General features: G+C 62.8%; 22 protein-coding genes. 1 reads left to right on the forward strand and 21 read right to left on the reverse strand.

Annotated elements, in window-relative coordinates; translation table 11 throughout:
- Nucleotides 1–101: 101 nt before the first annotated feature.
- Nucleotides 102–917: a serine O-acetyltransferase gene (cysE, locus tag ABWV42_RS01000; RefSeq protein ID WP_353338510.1), complete on the reverse strand. Its 816-nt coding sequence runs from the start codon at nt 915–917 to the stop codon at nt 102–104.
- Nucleotides 918–1,002: 85 nt separating this feature from the next.
- On the opposite strand from cysE, the gene ABWV42_RS01005 reads away from it, so the two are divergent.
- Entirely contained in the window at nt 1,003–1,341 is a 339-nt protein-coding gene (locus tag ABWV42_RS01005; protein WP_255108263.1) for a TraR/DksA family transcriptional regulator, read from the forward strand.
- Here the strand turns inward: ABWV42_RS01005 and ABWV42_RS19675 are convergent.
- The 20 genes from ABWV42_RS19675 to fabF all read right to left on the reverse strand — a co-directional run bounded on the left by ABWV42_RS19675 (nt 1,322) and on the right by fabF (nt 18,107).
- Nucleotides 1,322–1,618 (reverse strand): DUF7742 family protein, encoded by a 297-nt coding sequence (locus ABWV42_RS19675; RefSeq protein WP_502930931.1) that lies wholly within the window; start codon nt 1,616–1,618, stop codon nt 1,322–1,324. The two genes, ABWV42_RS01005 and ABWV42_RS19675, sit on opposite strands and share 20 nt — an antisense overlap.
- Nucleotide 1,619: 1 nt before the next feature.
- Nucleotides 1,620–5,534: a baseplate multidomain protein megatron gene (locus ABWV42_RS01010; protein ID WP_353338511.1), complete on the reverse strand. Its 3,915-nt coding sequence runs from the start codon at nt 5,532–5,534 to the stop codon at nt 1,620–1,622.
- Nucleotides 5,534–5,968: a C40 family peptidase gene (locus ABWV42_RS01015; RefSeq protein WP_353338512.1), complete on the reverse strand. Its 435-nt coding sequence runs from the start codon at nt 5,966–5,968 to the stop codon at nt 5,534–5,536. Before ABWV42_RS01015 ends, ABWV42_RS01010 begins: the two co-directional genes overlap by 1 nt.
- On the reverse strand, nt 5,965–6,858 hold the full coding sequence (locus tag ABWV42_RS01020; protein WP_502930944.1) for a phage/gene transfer agent baseplate hub protein: 894 nt from the start codon (nt 6,856–6,858) through the stop codon (nt 5,965–5,967). The genes ABWV42_RS01015 and ABWV42_RS01020 overlap by 4 nt, the downstream gene beginning before the upstream one ends.
- The gene (locus ABWV42_RS01025; RefSeq protein WP_255108273.1) at nt 6,855–7,487 is read right to left on the reverse strand and encodes a DUF2460 domain-containing protein; all 633 of its coding nucleotides are present in this window, start codon (nt 7,485–7,487) and stop codon (nt 6,855–6,857) included. Before ABWV42_RS01025 ends, ABWV42_RS01020 begins: the two co-directional genes overlap by 4 nt.
- Nucleotides 7,488–7,502: 15 nt before the next feature.
- Nucleotides 7,503–8,165 (reverse strand): RcGTA-type gene transfer agent tail tape measure protein, encoded by a 663-nt coding sequence (locus ABWV42_RS01030; protein ID WP_353338514.1) that lies wholly within the window; start codon nt 8,163–8,165, stop codon nt 7,503–7,505.
- Nucleotides 8,158–8,361: a rcc01693 family protein gene (locus tag ABWV42_RS01035; RefSeq protein WP_353338515.1), complete on the reverse strand. Its 204-nt coding sequence runs from the start codon at nt 8,359–8,361 to the stop codon at nt 8,158–8,160. Before ABWV42_RS01035 ends, ABWV42_RS01030 begins: the two co-directional genes overlap by 8 nt.
- Nucleotides 8,348–8,680 (reverse strand): gene transfer agent family protein, encoded by a 333-nt coding sequence (locus ABWV42_RS01040; RefSeq protein ID WP_353338516.1) that lies wholly within the window; start codon nt 8,678–8,680, stop codon nt 8,348–8,350. Before ABWV42_RS01040 ends, ABWV42_RS01035 begins: the two co-directional genes overlap by 14 nt.
- 2 nt (nt 8,681–8,682) lie before the next feature.
- Nucleotides 8,683–9,096, reverse strand: a complete 414-nt coding sequence (locus ABWV42_RS01045; RefSeq protein ID WP_353338517.1) for a phage major tail protein, TP901-1 family — start codon at nt 9,094–9,096, stop codon at nt 8,683–8,685.
- A 21-nt stretch (nt 9,097–9,117) separates the two neighbouring features.
- Nucleotides 9,118–9,528, reverse strand: a complete 411-nt coding sequence (locus ABWV42_RS01050) for a DUF3168 domain-containing protein (RefSeq protein WP_353338518.1) — start codon at nt 9,526–9,528, stop codon at nt 9,118–9,120.
- A complete protein-coding gene (locus tag ABWV42_RS01055) occupies nt 9,525–9,863 on the reverse strand; it encodes a head-tail adaptor protein (RefSeq protein WP_353338519.1) in 339 nt (112 codons plus the stop codon). The genes ABWV42_RS01050 and ABWV42_RS01055 overlap by 4 nt, the downstream gene beginning before the upstream one ends.
- Nucleotides 9,860–10,453 (reverse strand): head-tail connector protein, encoded by a 594-nt coding sequence (locus tag ABWV42_RS01060; RefSeq protein ID WP_353338520.1) that lies wholly within the window; start codon nt 10,451–10,453, stop codon nt 9,860–9,862. The genes ABWV42_RS01055 and ABWV42_RS01060 overlap by 4 nt, the downstream gene beginning before the upstream one ends.
- Before the next feature lie 141 nt (nt 10,454–10,594).
- A complete protein-coding gene (locus tag ABWV42_RS01065; RefSeq protein WP_353338521.1) occupies nt 10,595–11,776 on the reverse strand; it encodes a phage major capsid protein in 1,182 nt (393 codons plus the stop codon).
- A gap of 22 nt (nt 11,777–11,798) precedes the next feature.
- Entirely contained in the window at nt 11,799–12,365 is a 567-nt protein-coding gene (locus ABWV42_RS01070; protein ID WP_353338522.1) for an HK97 family phage prohead protease, read from the reverse strand.
- Between the two features lie 19 nt (nt 12,366–12,384).
- Nucleotides 12,385–12,615, reverse strand: coding sequence for a GTA head formation protein, RCAP_rcc01685 family (locus tag ABWV42_RS01075; RefSeq protein ID WP_255108292.1), 231 nt, complete (start codon nt 12,613–12,615; stop codon nt 12,385–12,387).
- Nucleotides 12,608–13,792, reverse strand: coding sequence for a phage portal protein (locus ABWV42_RS01080; protein ID WP_353338523.1), 1,185 nt, complete (start codon nt 13,790–13,792; stop codon nt 12,608–12,610). The genes ABWV42_RS01075 and ABWV42_RS01080 overlap by 8 nt, the downstream gene beginning before the upstream one ends.
- Before the next feature lie 102 nt (nt 13,793–13,894).
- Nucleotides 13,895–15,196: a DNA-packaging protein gene (locus tag ABWV42_RS01085; RefSeq protein ID WP_353338524.1), complete on the reverse strand. Its 1,302-nt coding sequence runs from the start codon at nt 15,194–15,196 to the stop codon at nt 13,895–13,897.
- Nucleotides 15,174–15,515 carry a hypothetical protein gene (locus ABWV42_RS01090; protein ID WP_353338525.1) on the reverse strand — a complete coding sequence of 114 codons (342 nt, stop codon included), beginning with the start codon at nt 15,513–15,515 and terminating at the stop codon, nt 15,174–15,176. Before ABWV42_RS01090 ends, ABWV42_RS01085 begins: the two co-directional genes overlap by 23 nt.
- 180 nt (nt 15,516–15,695) lie before the next feature.
- Nucleotides 15,696–16,847: an endolytic transglycosylase MltG gene (gene mltG, locus ABWV42_RS01095; RefSeq protein ID WP_353338526.1), complete on the reverse strand. Its 1,152-nt coding sequence runs from the start codon at nt 16,845–16,847 to the stop codon at nt 15,696–15,698.
- Nucleotides 16,848–18,107, reverse strand: a complete 1,260-nt coding sequence (gene fabF, locus ABWV42_RS01100) for a beta-ketoacyl-ACP synthase II (RefSeq protein WP_255108304.1) — start codon at nt 18,105–18,107, stop codon at nt 16,848–16,850.
- Nucleotides 18,108–18,157 lie beyond the last annotated feature (50 nt).

An 18,157-nucleotide genomic window follows, 5' to 3' on the forward strand; every position in this document is an offset into this window, starting at 1 on the left:
GAAGATCGCATTGACCTTGTGAGTCTTGATAAGTTCAACCATCCGGCACCTCCTTTCCTGGGTCAAATATAGGGTTACACCCTCAACAAATCAACAATGCTTCAGCCCTTGGCACCGTTGTGCAGGATCTGATCCATTTCGACCGCCGGCTGGGCGCACCCTGCTTCACCGACGATCTTGGCGGGAACGCCAGCCACGGTCGAACAGGGCGGGACTTCCTGCAGGACAACCGAACCGGCGGCGATGCGGCTGCAATGGCCAACCTTGATGTTGCCCAGCACTTTCGCGCCAGCCCCGATCAGAACCCCATCACCGATTTTCGGATGGCGATCCTCTTCTTCCTTGCCGGTCCCGCCGAGCGTTACCGAGTGCAGCATCGACACGTTGTCGCCCACCACGGCGGTTTCACCGATCACGATGGAATGCGCATGGTCGATCATGATGCCCTTGCCGATACGGGCGCCCGGGTGAATGTCGATGCCGAAAATCTCGGAGGTGCGCATCTGGATGAAATAGGCCAGATCCTTGCGCCCTTCGCGCCAGAGCCAGTTGCCGATGCGATAGGCCTGAACCGCCTGGAACCCCTTGAAGTAGAGGATCGGTTGCAACAGGCGGTGGCAGGCCGGATCACGGTCGAAAATCGCCATCAGGTCGGCGCGGGCCGCTTCGATCAGCCCCTTGTCTTCGGAAAATGCCTCGTCAGCGATTTCACGCAGAACCACCATCGACATCTCGTTCGACGACAGCTTGGCGGCAAAGCGATAGCTCAGCGCCCGCTCGATGGATTTGTGGTGCAGCACACAGGCATGGACCAGGCCGCCCATCAGGGGTTCGTCGCGAACCGCCTCTTCCGCTTCCGCAGTGATACGGGCCCAAACCGGGTCAACCGCAGTGATTTTCGCGCGTGTCTCAGCCATGGCAATCCATCCTTTGTTGGCTTTAGACTACACTACATAGTCTACGCGCAGCAAATTCAAAACCCTGAACCAAGGCATCACACGCATGAATGACAAAGAGTTGAGCCGGTTTCGAACGCTGATCCACGACAGGCTTGCGGCTTTGGAACGTGAAAACCAAAGGGGACAGGACGGGCAATCCACCGTCATGCTGGACCAGCAGGCCGTGGGCCGCCTGAGCCGTATGGATGCCCTGCAATCCCAGGCGATGGCCAAGGCCAACCAGGTTCGCAGGGATGCGACCGAGCTGGCGCTACACGCGGCCTTGCGGCGGATCGACGAGGGCGAGTTCGGATATTGCGAGGATTGCGGCGAAGAGATCGCCCGCAAGCGTCTGGAGTTCGATCCGGCCGTGCTGCGCTGTATCAGCTGCGCCTCCGGCTAAGGCGCCACTCCAGCAGACAGCCAAGAACCTGCTTGACGCACCGGCAGTATTCGCTGTCGGAAAAGCTTGGCTCTGGCCGCATGGGAAATCTGTGCGCGATCGACATGAGAGACCCGTCCCCCCATCGCGGATGGCTGTATCCGAAGCGTTTGAAATAGTGATGCGCCGCGTGCGACTGGCGGATCATGCTTTCACAACGGGTCCTGCGGCTGTCGTTAGGCAGCGCAAGCAGAACCCGCGCCACCGCCACCACATCCCCGTGCATGACCCGCCGCATCTCAGGCGGAAATGGTCAGCGAAGCAAATGGCCCCGGTCCAAATCGCCCCGAAACCTGCGCCACCTGGATCTCATAGGGGGGCGCAATACCGTCCGCAGACTGATCTGCCATCGTGTAATCCCAAGCCTGTTGCGAGATCTCCTCTTCGCGCACCACGGCCCCGTCTTTGAGAACACGAAGGGCATAGGCCTCCCGCTCCTCGTTCAAAGGCACCTCCGGCACCTCCCAATCATCGCCATCAAACCGCGTCCGGCGCACCCAGGTCACCGCAAGATCGCCCGAGCTTTGCTCTGTCGCACTCAGGTGGCACGGGCTGTAGGGGCGCAGCCCAGCGCCCGCAAAGGCATGTGTCTGGTGCAGATAGGACGGATCATCATACCCCCGCTGCGCCGGACCAATGCGATAATGCCGCTGACGCCCGCGCGTCGAGGGCGCGAGGTCAAGCTGTTCGACCGCCGTGTTCAGAAGCACAACCCAAGAGCCCTGTGGCCAGACCTCCGGCATGAAGGCGTCCGTCCCAAGCTGCCCCCGCAGCCGCCCCCGCAGCCACCATGTGTCCTGCGCCACAAGTTCGGCATCGCGGAACTGGAACACCTCCCAGTTGCCCGGCGTGCCATCCCCGATCACCGCGGCATTGCCGCCTGCCAACAGCGCAGCCTGATCGACGCCTTCAAAGGCACCGGACAGGATTTTGACTTGAAGCACCGGCCCCTCGTCCCAAAGCCCCGTCGGCGCGCGCCAGAGGGCGCTTTCCGTGACACCAATCGTGGCGCGATTGGTGGCGAGTTGGGTCAGCGCATAGTTGGCATCCCTGTCCGAGCCATAGACGGCGACACTCTCCGGCCAGGGCGTTGCCGTGACTGCCAGATGCGGCGCGTGGGGCGTTTCGTCACCAGTCAGCAGCGGCAGGTCCATGAAGAGCGGCAGAACCGGTACCGGCGCGGCAAAGGGCCTGGTGCTGGCCGCCTGATCCTCATAGCCGGTTGGCTTGTAGATCGAGGCTTCGATCTGCACGGCCTCGGCGATCTGGTAGTGCCCCTGCTCGATACGCTCGATACGGAACGGGCCACCGTCGCCCGTCAGGTTCACCACGTCGCCCGCGCCAATATCCATAGCGGACGGCGGCAGGGCAAAGCGTGCCCGCTCACGCGCCACACGTGCCTCGCTCAACCAACGCTCTGCAATCTGGCGCCCTTCGGCGCGTCCCATGCTGATCGGCAGCTCAGCCCCCGTTATCCCGTGTGTCGCGTCTTCGGGAAGAACCGCTTCCTCGGCAAGGGCGGCAAAGTCGCCATCGGCTTCGACAAACTGAACCCGAACACGCCCCGTGGTCTCGGCTTCGGCATCCCTCTGCCGGTCAACGGTCCCGTCTATATCCTCGGATACGGCAAAGCGATCGGTGTCCAACACATGCACCTCTTGCCCAGCGCGCATGATGAACTCTATCACCCCGTCCCGTTCCACGGCATCAAACCCGTGTTGCATCATCAGGGGCTGGAGAGCGGACCGCGCATCGCTGACCTCGCCCACCACGTATCCCTGCACGACACCGTGCAGCTGCGAGACATCGAAATGCGGCATGTCCGAACGCAGGCAAATCTCGGCCACCACCGAGGCCAGCGGCCGCGTCGCGCTACGCCCGTTGATCCAGTGGCCCCGCGCATAGCTTGCGCCGTCACTCCAGAGATCGCGGCTATTGGGAAAGAACGGAAACGGGCGCGCATCCCAGGCCCAGACATGGGCGCGGCTCACATCAACCATCCGCGCGCCATAAATCTCCGAGACCGGGTTGTTTTCACTATCCCCCCAATAGGAGGTCATCGCCCGCAGGTACTGTGCCTGGATGTGATCGTCACGGCGTCCGTCCGAATATCGCGGCAGGCTGCTTTCCGACGACTTGGGATCAAGAAACTTGTTGGGCTGGTTCGTGCCTTTGTCTACAGCTGCACAGCCCATTTCGGTAAAGACAATGGGCTTGGATTGCGGCACCCAGTCCGTCGGGTCTTCCTGACGCACACCGCCAATGCGCTCGTGGTGATCCTGCCCCCACCAGTTGGCAATGTCCTTGTAGCGGAACACCCAAGGCTCATCATGCGCGCCATCGGTGATCGGCGTGCGGATCTGCGCCGCGCGCGCCTCACTCGAATGGTAGAACCACTCGTACCCCTCGCCCCCTTCGATATTGGCCTTGAGGTAGTCGGGATTATAAACCGATCCCCAATCCGCATCGGCGTGGTCTTCGTTCTCACGCCAGTCCGAAAGCGGCATATAGTTGTCGATGCCCACAAAGGCGATCTCGGGATCGGCCCAAAGCGGATCGAGGTGGAAAAACACATCCCCCGATCCATCCTGTGGGTGGTAGCCGAAGTATTCGCTCCAGTCGGCCGCATAGGTCAGCTTCACCTCTGGTCCAAGAAGCGCGCGAACCTCGCTCACCAGCGCCCGCAAGGCCTGCACGGCGACAAACTGGTTCCCTGCCCCGCGTATCTGTGTCAGCCCTCGCATTTCCGACCCGATACAAAAGCTCTCGACCCCACCAGCCGCAGCACAAAGGGCGGCGCAATGCAGGATGAACCGACGGTAGCGCCATTCCTGTGGCCCGCTGTAGGACACAGTTCCCTCGCCTACCATGAAATCCGAAGCCGCCGCACTCCCGAAAAAGGCCGCCACCTCTGCCTCTGCCGCCGACGTGCCATCCGGCGATCCCGCCTGACTCGCCGCCTTCGACGTCGTGATCCGCCCACGCCAGGGCAGCACCGGCTGATCGGCATTGTCGCTCCACGGATCGGCCAAGCCATTGCCCGCCAACTGCTCCATCAACAGGAAGGGATAGAACATCACGCCCTTACCCGCCTCGTTCAGGTGCTGGATCGCTTCGATCACCGCGGCATCCGCAGGCGTCCCCCCATAGATCGGACGGTCCTCAATCCGGGCAATCTCCTCGGCCGCGGCCCGCGTCTCACCGCACACCTGCCATGGCATATTGCTGCCATCGGCTTCCTTGCGCTCGACCTTGGGCCGGATCTCGCAGTCACCACAGCGCAGGTCATCCCCGAACCAGCTCACGATCAGCGACACCGCACCGCAGTTGGGCAATTCGTTGTCCAGCGCGTCAACGGATGTCACAAAATCCGTCTGGCCCGACGGGGAATTTACGTTGGCATTCTGCGACTGGCCCGGCGCGCCACTTACGAACACAGGGGTTGTGGCCAGCGCATACTCTCCGGTGCCCGGCATCAGAGCGACGGCCTCGACCGCATGGGCAATATCGCCCTGCGCCGCGCTTTGTTCCTTGGGGGTGGGCCTGCACACTTCAAAAGAAAACTGCGGCACACGGTTCCCGAAGGGCGCAAGCGGCATGTCTTCCATGACCACATAGGCCGTGCCGCGATAGGCAGGCACAAGCCCCTCTCCCTCAACCACCTCGATCAACGGATCGGGCAGTTGCGTCTGCGTCCCCTTGTAGACGCGCATGTTCAGATCGCTGGCCGCGACTTCGACACCATCCGCCCAGACCCGCGCCACATGGCTGATCTCGCCCTCACACAGCGCGATGGCAAGCGAAACGGTATAGCTATAGTCGCGCACCTCCGGCTGGGGCGCTGCGCCCTTGCCGCCCCCGCTGACCGCAACGCTTTCGGCAAAGCGCGTTGCCCAGATCACCTGTCCGCCAATCCGCATCCGCCCATAGACTTGCGAAACGGGCCGCCCCTCGGACGCCTGATTAAGGCGAAACCGTTCGATCTTGCCTGTCTCGACGGCCTGCGTGCCATCGCCAAGAATGCGCTGGTCAATGGCACGGCCCAGCGTCGCACCTGCCAGACGGCCAATCGCAACCGCCGACAGACCCGCAACACTGCCCCCGATCGAGCCCCCAATCGCCGCACCGGCAGCCGAAAGAACAAGTGTCGCCATCACACACCCTCCAATGGAAATGAAAACCGCGCCACAATCCGGCGGCGCCACGGTGTGCTCAGCGCACTTTCGGCCACGACCCGTCCGGCATAGGCGTGAATGAAACTCGCCCTCGCGCCGGTTCGCCCCGCAATCCCCAGATGCTTGGCAACGCTGCCCGCCCGCATCCGAAACAACAGAACATCGCCCGGGGCCTCATCCTCAAGCGGTTTGGCAACCAACCACCGCGCCGCAGCCTGCCACAGAACCTCATCGCCCTGCGGCTCGGACCAGTCCATCGTGTAGGCAGGCACAGGTTCGGGCAGGCAACCGTTCAGCGACTGCCAAACCCCAAGCACCAGCCCAAGGCAGTCGCAGCCCGCGCCCTTCACGGCGCACTGATGCCGATAGGGCGTACCAATCCACTCCCGCGCCAGGGACACAACCGCCGTCATCCCCGCAGGCTCCCGCCGGTGTTGACGCCGCTCTGCTTAGGATAGCTCATCTGCCAATCCTCGCCCGGAATGTCGGGAAACCCCCGAAAGTTGAGCTGATTGGCGAACTTCAGACGACAGGTCTCAAACCGCTTGTCACAGCCCGCATCCAACCGCACCTCGTCCCCAGCGTTGATACTGGCCCGGATCGGCTCCCACAGTTCCACAACGCGCCTGCCATCCGCCTCAAACGCATCCCGTTTGATCATCCCCCGCAAACCAGCGGCCTCTCCCGAATGCAAGGAAAGCGCCCCACGGGTGAACCAACCGTCCTCAAACCCCGCAAGGCTTGCCCAGCGAAACACACGGCCCTCCTGCACCTCTTCAACGGTCAGCAGCGTATGATAACCCGCCCCGTCCAGATCAAAGCCACAGGCGGCATCCCCCAACACAGCCGTACAAGGTTTCTGGTAAACGCGCCCGATGGGACGGTTCAGCATCTCGCTCAGGCCCCGCAACTCGGCGCGAAAGGCACCGCCCGCACGGGTCAAAGCGCCGATCTGCCCACGAAACACGAGGCTGCGCTCGGTCACGTCCCCCCAGTTCACCAGCCAACAGGTCACATCGGCCCCGTCCAGACGGCCGGCCTCGATATCGGTCTCGGTGATCCCCGCATCGCTCAGCGCGCCAAGTGCCTCGGAGTTGTCGATCGACAACCCGGTCGCCTGTTCAATCGCCAGCGCCGTCAAGCCGGTCTCTGCCTTGAAAACAAACCCTTCGAACGCGAGGTCGCGATCATGCTCGGTGAACCCGTATCGCAGACCATCCGACCGACGAATACCCCAACAGCGAGACACCGTGGTCAACCCCGTTTGCAGATGCGCCTGCAATGCCTCCTGAAGCGCCATCAGACCCGCACCTCGACAACCGGCACATTGGGCACATCGCCCGCCTGGAAACTCGCCACGCTTGTCTGGATGCGATCCGTGTCAAACCGCACCGGCACATCAAATTCGAACCCTGCGGTGATCTCGCGCCCCTCGTCGGGGATCTTGTCGAAGGTCACGACCCCCGTGGCGACATCCACTTCATAGTGCACGCCCTCGAACATCTCGTCCCCCTCGATACCCATGCGCACCGTACCGGCGACCGGCTTGCAGATCGGGCGGTCATAGCGCCCCTCGCCCGACACATAGGTTTTCTGAAGGGCGAAACTGGCCCTCTCGCCATCCGCAACGGCAATGGTCTGATCCCGGTATCCCACCTCGCCCGAGGCAGGGCAGGATTTGAAATCCGACCAGTCTTTCCAGCGAAATCCGTAAAGCTGCCCGCGTCGTGCTTCGAAAAAGGCGATCAGCTGCTCAACATCATCCAGGCTGCGCATCCCCACACCCGCATCATAGCGGCGGCGTGAATGTGCCCAGGGCGTGTTGCGTTCTTCGAAACCATTGGCCAGCGTCACCACATCCGTGCGCCGCTCCGGCCCCCCAACAGACCCGAAACTCAGGCTGGCCGGAAACCGCACCTCATGAAATCCCATGTCACATTCCTCCGATCAAAGGTTGCGCTGCCCGCGCCCCAGAACACGCCCCATCTGAGCAGCGATTTGCCCCGACGAGCGGCGGAAGCTCTCGGCATCCGGCGACTGGATGTTCATCACAACGTTGACGGCACGCCCGCTTCCCGCCGCCTGCACCCCAAGCCGCCCGTCGGGACCACGCGCCAGCGGCATCACGGCCTCCGGTCCGGCCTCGCCCATCAACCCGATACCGCCCCGCATCGGAAAAGTGGTCGCGCCCGTCACGACACCGCCTTTGGCAAAGGGCATCACGCGCCCCTGCACAAAGCTGCCGCCCTGTTCGAATGGCAGAACGTTCTGCACAAGGCCGCCAATGCCGTTTGCGATCATGCCGCCGAAATGGTCCGTCACGGGGCGCAGCGCCGCGTTATAGGCGGTGTTCATCATGGTCCGCGCCATCCGGTCCAAGGTCTCCGAAAGGCTGTCGCCATCAAACACCAGCCCCTCAAAGGCCTTGCGCAATCCACGGCTCAGACCACGCTCCAGCGTCTTCACGTCCTGTCCAGTCGCCGACAGGGAACGGCGTATCGTGCGCAACTCCGTATCGAAACTCGCGGCAACCGATGTGACCTGGGCCAAATTGGCCTCAAGCGCGTCAACCTGGTCGGCGAAGTCATCCAATCCATCGCTCTCAGTCATTGTCCTGTCCTTCCCTCCTGTCAGGATAAGCGGCAAGCAGGGCATCCAGCCCGGCACGATCCATCGTCTGCGCCGCGCCCCGTGTGCCAAGCATCAGATTCAACTCTGCCGGCGTAAGCACCCAGAACTCGGCAGGGCGCAGGCCCAAGCCCTGCAGGCCGACCCGCAACAGCCCCGGCCAATCAAGCCCCGCCATCCGAACCTTCCGGTACTGCAAATGCCCGCGCCAAAAGATCGGCCGCCACCTTCGCAGCCTGCATCGGCCCGCCAGCGATTTCGGCCTGCAACAGATCCCGTGCCGTCCCCTGCCAACCGCCACCACGCAATCCGGCCACGATCAGCGCCAGAACATCCCGCGTCTGGAACCGGCCTCTCTCAAAGCGTTCCACGAGGCCGATCAGGGTTTCACTCTCGAGACCCGCCTCCAGCTCGGCCAGCGCCCCAAGCGTCAGCTTGAGAACATGCCGCTGGCCGTCGATCTCCAGCGCCACCTCGCCGGCCCAGGGGTTCACCATGCTCACAACGCCACGAAGGTCAGCGCCCCGGCAGAGGCCATCGACATCTCGTAGGTCGCCTCGCCGTTGTGGCTGCCTGCGTATTCGATCGCCGTCATCTGGAACGGCCCTTCGACAACGCCGAAATCGGGAATTATGACCTGGAAACCGGGGGTTTCACCGTCAAAGAAAATCTGGCGCGCGCGTTCGTCTGTATTGGCGTCCTTGAACACGCCCGAACCGGAAATCGCCGCCGATTTCACCCCTGCGCCTGACAGCAGTTCACGCCATCCTCCCTGGCTCTCGAGGCTGGTGACATCAACGCTTTCGGCATTGAAACTCACCCGCGTCGCCCGCAGCCCCGCGATTGTCTCGAACTGACCATCTCCGGTCAGGTCCACTTTGATCAGAAGATCCTTGCCATTCTGGGCACCCATATTCGTCACTCCGATATGTTGTTAATCGTCTTCGACACGCGCATGAAACCGCAGGTCGATCCTGCGCTGGTTGTCGCTACCAACCCGTTTCGCCACCGCGCGTTGGAAATTCAGGAACACCAGCCGTCCCCGCGAAAGCGTGAGGTCCGCCCCCTGCAGCGCATCGCAAACCGCGGCCGCCACGGCCTTGGCCTCGGCAAAACCCGCCGCCTGCGAGACCACCGAAATGGTCAGGCGATGCTCTGCGCCCGCACCCGATCCATCAGACCGATCCAAAGCGGTTTCCGCACCAAGGACAAGATAGGTCGCCGGCAAATCACCCGCAGGAAGTGCGTCATACACCGCTCCACCAAGAAGTGAGGAAAGCAGCGTATCCGACTGTAAAAAATCATAGATTGCCGATTGAAGCGCGACAGAAACACCATAGCTCATACCACCACCTCTTCTGCCGTTTCACACCTCAGATAGCGGCCGGCCGCATCATGCTCGGCCACAGCAAGGACCGTGAAAACTCGGCTTCCTTCGCGAAACCGCATCCCCGGTTTCGGACGCGACGAAAGTCCCAAGGGGGCCGCGCGCAGGATGATCCGATAGCGCGTAGAGGAAAGCGTGACGTCACCACCATCGCGCTCGCGACCGCTGCGTGCCGTCACCTCGGCCCAAACCAAACCCAGCGTCTGCCAGGTCTCGTTATAGCCACCGGCCCCATCGGCCACCCGTTCGACCGCCTCCAGCGTCAGCTGGCGGGAAAGATGCACCCGGCTCATCGCGTGCCCCCCAGACGCACCGGACGGTACCGCTCGATCAGGCTGCTCACGCCAAAGGGCATACAGCCGCTACACAGCGCGGTTTCATCGCGGTACTCATAGTAGTGCGCCGCCAGCAGGAAGACTGCCTGCCGCAGATCAGCGGGAATATCCTCCCATGCCGCGCCAAAACCGGCGTCAAATCTGATTTCGACCTGCCCGTTGTGCGGCACCGATGGCAGGCATCCCCCCACCGGGCGCAGTTCGGGCGCCAGGCCGTCAGCAATAAGGCGATAGGCGCTTGGCGCCACAACCGCATCATCGCCGGCCGCATCAACGAGCGACACCGAAGTCACGGCGCTGACCGGGGCCACGGGCAAGCCCTGCCCTTGTTCGTTGCGCCAGTCTTGCAGCGTCCACAGGAACGACCGCGCGATCAATACCTTTCCGGTCCGCGCCTCGACAGCCGCCATGGCCGCCCGAAGGAAGCTTTCCAGAACACCGTCCTGAAGGCTGTCCTCGGAAAACCCGCTGCCCAATCTCAGATGGGCCTTGAACTGTGCAACCGGGAGCACCGCCAGGGGCACCGATGTCTCTTCGACTAACATCATGGAAAAACTCCGGAAACTTACTTCCCTCGGACAATTCGGGCGCGCACCACTCGCACCGATCCGGCCGAGGGGACTGCCTGACAACGCCTAAACGCGGCGCACGCCCGGGCAAGGCGGCCGAACCGCCCTGCCTCTCGCTCATCAAGTTGACGAGAACTTCACGAACTTGATCGCCGCGAAATCGCTCACGTCGCCGCCAATGCGCTTGGTCGCATAGAACAGCACATGCGGCTTGGCGCTGAACGGATCACGCAGGACGCGCAGGTCCGGACGTTCCGCAATCGTGTAGCCGGCCGCAAAATCACCAAAGGCGATCGCATTGGCACCTGCCGCGATGTCCGGCATGTCTTCGGCGATCATCACCGGATAGCCCAGCAGACGTGCAGGTTCGCCCGCAGCAAGGCTGTCAGCCCAGAGGAAACGACCATCGTTGTCCTTCAGCTTGCGCACCGCACCGGCGGTCTTGGAGTTCATCACAAAGCTCGCATTGGCGCGATAGTCCGCCCCCAGCGCATAGATCACGTCGATCAGCGCATCACCGTCGGCGAACTGGCCATCGATGCCCGTCGCGACATAGCCAAGGTTGCCCCAGCTCCAGCTGTCATCGGCCACAATCGGGTGCGACATGAAACCCGTCGGTTTGTCGATGCCGTCACCGTTCACAAAGGCCGCGGCCTCGGCACGGGCGAACTTGTCCGCGATACGCCCAGCCAGCCAGCCTTCGATGTCAAAGGCGCTGTCATCCAGCAGACGCTGCGAGGCCTTGGGAAGCGCCGACAACTCGTGCAGGCCAATCGTGATGCGCTCGATGTTCGGCGTGCCGGTTTCGGTGGTGCTCGTGGTCTCATCCGCCCAGCCCGCGCCGGCATCCGAAGTGTCGATCAGCACGTCATAGGACGTGGCCTCGACGTTCACCACATTGGCAATCGAACGGATCGAGGCCGTGGTGTTCAGCACCGAACGGATGGTGTCCGCCGTCTGCGGGTCCACCAGGTATCCGCCGTCACTGTTGACAGCCGTCGACATCGACTTGCCCTCAAGGTCAAGGCCGCGCAGCGCGTCGTCCTCGCCCGAACGCAGATAGGCGGTGAACGCCTTTTGATGCGGTGCGTCAAAATCGGTTGCGGCCGCCAGCGCGGGCCGTGCGATAGTCTGAGATTTGCGATCAAGCATGGTCAATTGCTCTTCCTGTTTCTTAAGTCGCGCGTGAATATCATCTTTGAAGTCACTGAAATCGCACATGAAACCCTGCACGGAGGACTTCACCTCGGCTGCCAGAGACACGCCTTCTCCGGCCCGAGCCTTCGTCTCGGTCTTACCCATCCATTTTTCCTCGAACCTTGAGTTACGCCGGACGCGACTCGCGCCTCAGCTCCCGGCGGGCGCCCTCGAAGGCCGCCGCCATCTCCCGCAGTGTCTGCGCCTCGGGGCTCTCCCCCTTGGCCGACACACGCGCACTGGGCAGCATCGGAAAGGTCACCAGAGAGACCTCCCAAAGCTCCAGTTCCTGCAAGAGCCGTTCGCCCTTGGTGTTCTTTGTTGCCCGCAGCGTACGATAGCCGATCGACAGCCCGTCAATCGCCCCCGCACCGATCAGCGCGGCCGCCTCGCGGGCCTTGGCGACATCCGGCAGAAGCCGCCCCTTGACCCACAACCCCCTGTCATCCTCGCGCACCTCTTCCCAGACGCCGATCGGCTGCGCCGGATCGTGCTGCCAGAGCATCTTTACCGCCCGCCCCTCGGCCAGCAGCGTCTTGAGCGAGGTCGCATAGGCCCCTTTCGCCACTACATCGCCGCCCTGATCGGCCTTGCCGAACAGGCTGGCATAGCCTTCAATCACGTTGTCGTCCTGCATCGAAATCGCCGCCCCAAAGCGCGCGAACTTATGCTCCAGCCCCGTATCCACCTGCATGTTCCGTCCTCTCGTATCCCTAGGGGGTGACTGTCAGAAGCGATTGAAGCGCCTGCGCCAGGATCACCCCGACCACCCCGTAAACCGTTAACCAAAGCCGTTTCTCCAGCCGCTCGATCAACGCCTCGATCTTGTCCAAACGCCGGTTCAGACTGTCGAACTGCAACTTGGCCACCCGCTCGTGCGCTTCCAGCCGCAAAGCCGGCGCACAGTCAAAAGCCTCGAACCCAAACCGCTTGCCATCACTCATCCGCAGCCCCATCCGCCTCGACCGGCAGGCCCAGCAGGCGGCGCTTTTCGGCCTGTGTCAGGAAATCCGCCGCCTGCACCCGCGCCCACTGCGCATCCCGCTCGGCGGCCAATGCGGGCACCTGGTCAAGGTCGGGCTTCAAGGTCAGATCCTCGCCTGAGAATTTGGTCAGCCACGCCCCGACGCTTTGTGCGACCCGCGTCGCCAGCGGCAGCACCGTCAGCCGATAAAAGGCGCGGTTCGCCTCCTGATAATTGGAATAGGTCGCGTCCCCCTGGATACCCAACAGCATCGGTGGCACCCCAAAGGCGAGGGCAATCTCGCGCGCGGCGGCCTCTTTCGTCTTCTGGAACTCCATGTCCGACGGCGAAAATCCCATCGGCTTCCAGTCCAGCCCACCTTCCAGCAACATCGGCCGTCCGGCATTGCGCGCGCCCTGATGGTGGGTTTCCATCTCTCCGACCAGACGGTCATACTGATCCGCGCTCAGGCCGCCGGCACCATCCGCACCTTTGTAGACGATCGCCCCCGAAGGCCGCGCGGCATTGTCCAAAAGCGCCTTTGACCACCGCGACGCCGCATTGTGGACGTCCACCGCCATCGCCGCCGCCTGCAGCGGCGAAAACCCGTAATGGTCATCCTGCGGATGGAAATTTCGCAAATGACAGATCGGCTGACCGGCGGTCATGTCAAACCGGTGTTTGCGATTGCCGACGCTGTATTCATATGCCACCGGCCAGCCATCCCCACCCGGCACCACGTTCATCCGGTCCGAGCGCAGCACGTGCAGTTCCAGCGGCACGCCGCTTTCACCGCCCACGGCCTCGACATAGCCATTACCGGACAACAGCATCTGGCCAAACAGCGCCTCGAACAGCTCGGCCCGCCCCTGCGCCGGATTCGGCGCCTTCAACAGGGACACCAACGGGTGCGTTTCGTAGCGGTGCACCCCGTCCTGCAAGACCAAAGGCAGGGCCGCCGCGCTTTCGGCAATCAACTTTACACAGCGATACCCCACCGGATTGCCCGAAAACCCGGTCCGGGTCAGGGAAACAGTGTCACGCGGGCTCCAGGCCACACGACCTGCGCTGTGCCAGCTCACCACACGGCCGGTCGCACTTGCCTTCTGCTCCGGCGCAGCCTCTGCCTCATGGTGTCGAAAAAAATCGAATAGCATCTTTATGTTGCTCCTGCTCTGGACCGGTCTGTGTTCTTCGCTCCGGACAAGACACACTCTGCGGGAAATTCGTTAATTCGCGCCCTCGCCACCGTACGGTGCTCAGAGACCGCGCATACGGGGCGCCCGCCACTTGGCCGCGGGTTCCACCATCAGCTCGTGCAAGGCCCAGACAAGCGCATCCACACGGTCGGGGCTGCCCTGCCCCTGATAGCCGGCCTGCGTCATGCGGCGCATCTGATCCTCAAGCGCCGAATGCGCACCCACATGATGCACCCGCCCCTGTTCATAAAGCGCCGCCACAGGCTCGGCCCGCGCCACCTTCCCGCGCGATGCCCGCACCGCCTTGAACGGCACCATCGGATCGATCTGGCGCACCACCTCGGCCACCAGGTCACCACCCTGATTGACCTCCGCCACCAGCTTGTCCGCCTGCCAGCTCTCCATCGCCGCAACCGCCACCTGCGCCCAGGCCGCAGGGCTCGCCGCACTGACCGTGGCATCGTCCAGCACATAGGCCTGCCAATGCCCGACATCCCCGCGCGTCACGACACCAGCCACGATGATCCCACATTCATCTGACCCCGAATGCCCGGTCACGGGCGGATCAACGGCGACAACGATGCGGTCCAGGTCCGGCACGCCTTCCACACGCAACCCGTCCAGCATGTCCAGCGACCACAAGGCGCCGTCTTCCTCGTCAAGAAGCACCCCGTCCAACTCCTGCCGCCCCAGCCGTGTACCTGCATAGCGCGCCCGCACTTCCGCCAGAAAACTCTCGGCAAGGAACGCCCGGTTGGCCTCGGTCGCAGCCCGTGTGACAACGGTTCCCTCGCGCGACAACAACGCCTTCAGAACCTCGACATTGCGCGGCGTCGTGGTCACACAGACCCGCGGATGCGCCCCAAGACGCAATCCGAACTGCAACATGTCCCACGTCTCCTGGGCCTTTTTCCATTTCGCCAGCTCGTCCACCCAGGCCGCATCAAACTGCGGCCCGCGCAGGCTCTCGGGATCATGCGCGGAAAACACCTGCGCCACTGCGCCATTAGGCCAGACAAGCCGTCTGCGCCCTGCCTCCCAAACCGGCATCCTGTCAGGCGGGGAACAGGCAAGGATGCCGCTATCCCCAAAAACCATCACCTCGCGCACCTGATCCACCGTCTCGCCCACCAGCGCCACACGTCTGGCTGGCCCCGCATCTTCCGGCCCGTTGCCCTCGACCTGTGCCCTGACCCATTCCGCTCCGGCGCGTGTCTTGCCCGCCCCGCGACCGCCCAGGATCACCCAGGTCGTCCAGTCCCCTTCGGGTGGCAACTGGTGATCAAACGCCCAGAACTCGAACAGGTAGGGCAGAGCCAGCAGCTCTCCCTCGCTCAGGTCATTCAGAAACCTCTCCCGCATCTCGTGCGGCTCTGAGGCGATCAAGACGGCGCCCGATCGTATCCCTTGCGGTTTCAAGTTCGAGCCGTCGTGCATCGCCGCGTCCCGTCTCTTGCTGCTGGCATTTTTCAAACCGTTTCTCCGTCTCTATGGCAATACGGACCATCGCGCGCAGCTCGGCCATCGCCGCCCCCGCCTCGGCCAGGGTCTGCGCCTCTCCCGTCTGCAAGCGTTGCTGAAGCCCCCGGATCGTGCGAGCCAACCCCGCCAAAAGCGCCCTGACATGGGTCACCTCGCCCTCAAGCGCGTGGCCTCCGGTTGGCGGTATCGATGTCGTCATAAGTTGCCTGCTGCCTCACACTGCCCACGTTCCCCCGACCGCGAGACAACACCCCCGTCCCGCCAAAGGCACGCTAGGCAGAGGCCACCGATTTCCGGTTAACGCAGCGCACGCAGGCAGAGGGCACACCAAAGCAAAAGGGCGCCCATCCGGACGCCCTCAACTGAAATTTAGATAACCTTACTGGTTGGCCCGTTCCGCCTCGATCTGGCGCCACTTGGCCACGTTGCGGTTGTGCTCTTCCAGCGTCCGCGCAAAAGCGTGACCACCGGTCCCATCCGCAACAAAGAAGATAAAATTGGTCTCGTCCGGATCAACCGCCGCCTCAAGGCTCGCACGGCCCGGGTTGGCAATCGGTGTCGGCGGCAGGCCCTCGATCACATAGGTGTTCCACGGTGTCTCGCGGCGCAATTCGCTCTGGCGCAGGCCACGGCCCAGCACCCCTTCGCCACGCGTGATGCCATAGATCACCGTCGGGTCGGTTTGCAGCTTCATGCCCCGCTTGAGACGGTTGGTAAACACGCTCGCCACCTGACGACGTTCTTCCGGCACACCGGTTTCCTTCTCGATGATCGAGGCCAGAACCAGCATTTCTTCCGGTGATTTCAGCGGTGTATCCGGCGAACGCGCCTCCCAGGCGGCGGCCACAAGCACGTCCTGTGCGTCCTGCATCCGCTCGATCACCGAGGCTCGGCTGTCACCTACACGCACTTCATAGCTATCGGGCGCCAGCGATCCTTCGGCAGGCACATCGACCTCGCCGTTCAAAAGATCCACTCGCTTCAGGCCATCCACGATCTGCCAGCTGGTCACGCCTTCGGCAATGGCAATGCGATACCGGGTATCCGCCTGCGCACGCACCTTGGTAAAGGCATCCGGTGTCTCGCCCTCAACAGGGTTGAACGCCGCAACTTCCACGAACTTGCCGGTCTGAGGATCAAGCTCGCGCACCTGCACCGCCTGACGGGTCACACCTATGCGATACACCACCTCGGTGCCACAAGTGCTTGCCCCGCCACGGGTGACGATATCGGCGATCTCTTCCATCGACGCACCGGCAGGTACAAGGAAGGATCCCGCTTTCAGCTTGTCGGCTTTCTCGGTGTAATCCGCACCAATCCGGAAAATCGCGCCATTGCTGACCGCGCCGCGTGTCTCGAGATCACGCGACACCCAGCTCATGGTCGATCCGGGCGCAACACGCAGACAGATCGGCTCGCCCAGCGGGCCAGCGCCTTCATACTGGGATTTCCCCCAGATCACGACGCCGCCCAAAAGGAACACTGCCACGATCAGCAGCGTTATCGCGTTCGACGCGATGTGTCGCCACATTTAGTCGACCTTTCCGAAAATCACCGATGCGTTGGTGCCGCCGAAACCGAACGAGTTCGACAGCGCCACGTTGATCTCGCGCTCGACCTTCTTGTTCGGAGCAAGGTCAACAGGCGTCTCAACCGCCGGCGTATCAAGGTTGATGGTCGGCGGCGCAACCTGGTCGCGGATCGCGAGGATCGAGAAGATCGCTTCGATCGCGCCAGCCGCACCCAGCAGGTGGCCGGTCATCGACTTGGTCGAAGACATGGTCACCTTGCCCGCTGCCTCGCCCATCATGCGCTCAACCGCGCCCAGTTCGATCACGTCGGCCATCGTCGAGGTGCCGTGCGCGTTGATGTAATCAATGTCCTTCGGCTCAAGACCTGCGTTCTTCAGCGCTGCGCGCATCGAACGTTCACCGCCTTCACCATCTTCCGACGGCGCAGTGATGTGATAGGCGTCACCCGACAGGCCATAGCCCAGAACCTCGGCATAGATTTTCGCACCACGGGCAACCGCGTGCTCGTATTCTTCCAGAACCACGACACCGGCCCCTTCGCCCATCACGAAACCGTCGCGGTCCGCGTCATAGGGACGGCTGGCAATGGTCGGGTCTTCCGTGCGCGAGGTCGACAGCGCCTTACAGGCGTTGAAGCCCGCGATGCCGATTTCACAGATCGCCGCTTCTGCACCACCGGCAACCATCACATCCGCATCGCCGAACATGATCAGACGGGCTGCATCACCAATCGCGTGCGCACCGGTCGAACAGGCGGTCACAACCGCGTGGTTCGGGCCTTTGAAGCCGTATTGAATGCCGACCTGACCGGAAATCAGGTTGATCAGGGCACCCGGAATAAAGAACGGCGATACCCGGCGCGGGCCTTTTTCGGCCATCAAAAGCGTGGTCTGTTCGATCGACTGCAAACCGCCGATACCCGACCCGATCATCACACCGGTGCGTTCACGCGCCTCGGTCTCTTCCGGCTTCCAGCCCGAGTCTTCCACCGCCTGCTGGGCAGCGGCCAGACCGTAGAGGATAAAGTCATCCACCTTGCGGCGCTCTTTCGGCGCCATCCAGTCATCAGGGTTGAAGGTGCCGTCAGTTCCGTCGCCATAAGGCACTTCGCAGGCATATTTGGTCGTCACGCGTTCCGTATTGAAACGGGTGATGGGCCCTGCCCCGGACTGACCGTCAAGAATACGCGACCAGGTTTCCTCGACCCCGCTTGCAAGCGGTGTAACCAAACCCAGACCAGTAACGACGACACGACGCATGATGTTGCCCTTTCCTCAATTGCTTGCACGCTCTTACCGCGCCTTTGCAC

This window comes from Pelagimonas sp. KU-00592-HH (genome assembly GCF_040369695.1).
Taxonomy (GTDB): Bacteria; Pseudomonadota; Alphaproteobacteria; order Rhodobacterales; family Rhodobacteraceae; genus Shimia.

Bases quoted from the DNA above. Each gene is read 5' to 3' on its own strand.
- ABWV42_RS01055 (WP_353338519.1), bottom strand. From the start codon at position 9,863: ATGAGCCGGGTGCATCTTTCCCGCCAGCTGACGCTGGAGGCGGTCGAA.
- ABWV42_RS01010 (WP_353338511.1), bottom strand. From the start codon at position 5,534: ATGGCGACACTTGTTCTTTCGGCTGCCGGTGCGGCGATTGGGGGCTCG.
- ABWV42_RS01065 (WP_353338521.1), bottom strand. From the start codon at position 11,776: ATGGGTAAGACCGAGACGAAGGCTCGGGCCGGAGAAGGCGTGTCTCTG.
- ABWV42_RS01005 (WP_255108263.1), top strand. From the start codon at position 1,003: ATGAATGACAAAGAGTTGAGCCGGTTTCGAACGCTGATCCACGACAGG.
- ABWV42_RS01025 (WP_255108273.1), bottom strand. From the start codon at position 7,487: ATGGGATTTCATGAGGTGCGGTTTCCGGCCAGCCTGAGTTTCGGGTCT.
- ABWV42_RS01035 (WP_353338515.1), bottom strand. From the start codon at position 8,361: ATGGCGGGGCTTGATTGGCCGGGGCTGTTGCGGGTCGGCCTGCAGGGC.
- ABWV42_RS01050 (WP_353338518.1), bottom strand. From the start codon at position 9,528: ATGAGCTATGGTGTTTCTGTCGCGCTTCAATCGGCAATCTATGATTTT.
- ABWV42_RS01085 (WP_353338524.1), bottom strand. From the start codon at position 15,196: ATGCGGGAGAGGTTTCTGAATGACCTGAGCGAGGGAGAGCTGCTGGCT.
- ABWV42_RS01070 (WP_353338522.1), bottom strand. From the start codon at position 12,365: ATGCAGGTGGATACGGGGCTGGAGCATAAGTTCGCGCGCTTTGGGGCG.
- ABWV42_RS01060 (WP_353338520.1), bottom strand. From the start codon at position 10,453: ATGATGTTAGTCGAAGAGACATCGGTGCCCCTGGCGGTGCTCCCGGTT.
- cysE (WP_353338510.1), bottom strand. From the start codon at position 917: ATGGCTGAGACACGCGCGAAAATCACTGCGGTTGACCCGGTTTGGGCC.
- ABWV42_RS01090 (WP_353338525.1), bottom strand. From the start codon at position 15,515: ATGACGACATCGATACCGCCAACCGGAGGCCACGCGCTTGAGGGCGAG.
- ABWV42_RS01040 (WP_353338516.1), bottom strand. From the start codon at position 8,680: ATGGTGAACCCCTGGGCCGGCGAGGTGGCGCTGGAGATCGACGGCCAG.
- fabF (WP_255108304.1), bottom strand. From the start codon at position 18,107: ATGCGTCGTGTCGTCGTTACTGGTCTGGGTTTGGTTACACCGCTTGCA.
- ABWV42_RS19675 (WP_502930931.1), bottom strand. From the start codon at position 1,618: ATGCGGCGGGTCATGCACGGGGATGTGGTGGCGGTGGCGCGGGTTCTG.
- ABWV42_RS01015 (WP_353338512.1), bottom strand. From the start codon at position 5,968: ATGACGGCGGTTGTGTCCCTGGCGCGGGAGTGGATTGGTACGCCCTAT.
- mltG (WP_353338526.1), bottom strand. From the start codon at position 16,847: ATGTGGCGACACATCGCGTCGAACGCGATAACGCTGCTGATCGTGGCA.
- ABWV42_RS01030 (WP_353338514.1), bottom strand. From the start codon at position 8,165: ATGACTGAGAGCGATGGATTGGATGACTTCGCCGACCAGGTTGACGCG.
- ABWV42_RS01045 (WP_353338517.1), bottom strand. From the start codon at position 9,096: ATGGGTGCCCAGAATGGCAAGGATCTTCTGATCAAAGTGGACCTGACC.
- ABWV42_RS01080 (WP_353338523.1), bottom strand. From the start codon at position 13,792: ATGCTATTCGATTTTTTTCGACACCATGAGGCAGAGGCTGCGCCGGAG.
- ABWV42_RS01075 (WP_255108292.1), bottom strand. From the start codon at position 12,615: ATGAGTGATGGCAAGCGGTTTGGGTTCGAGGCTTTTGACTGTGCGCCG.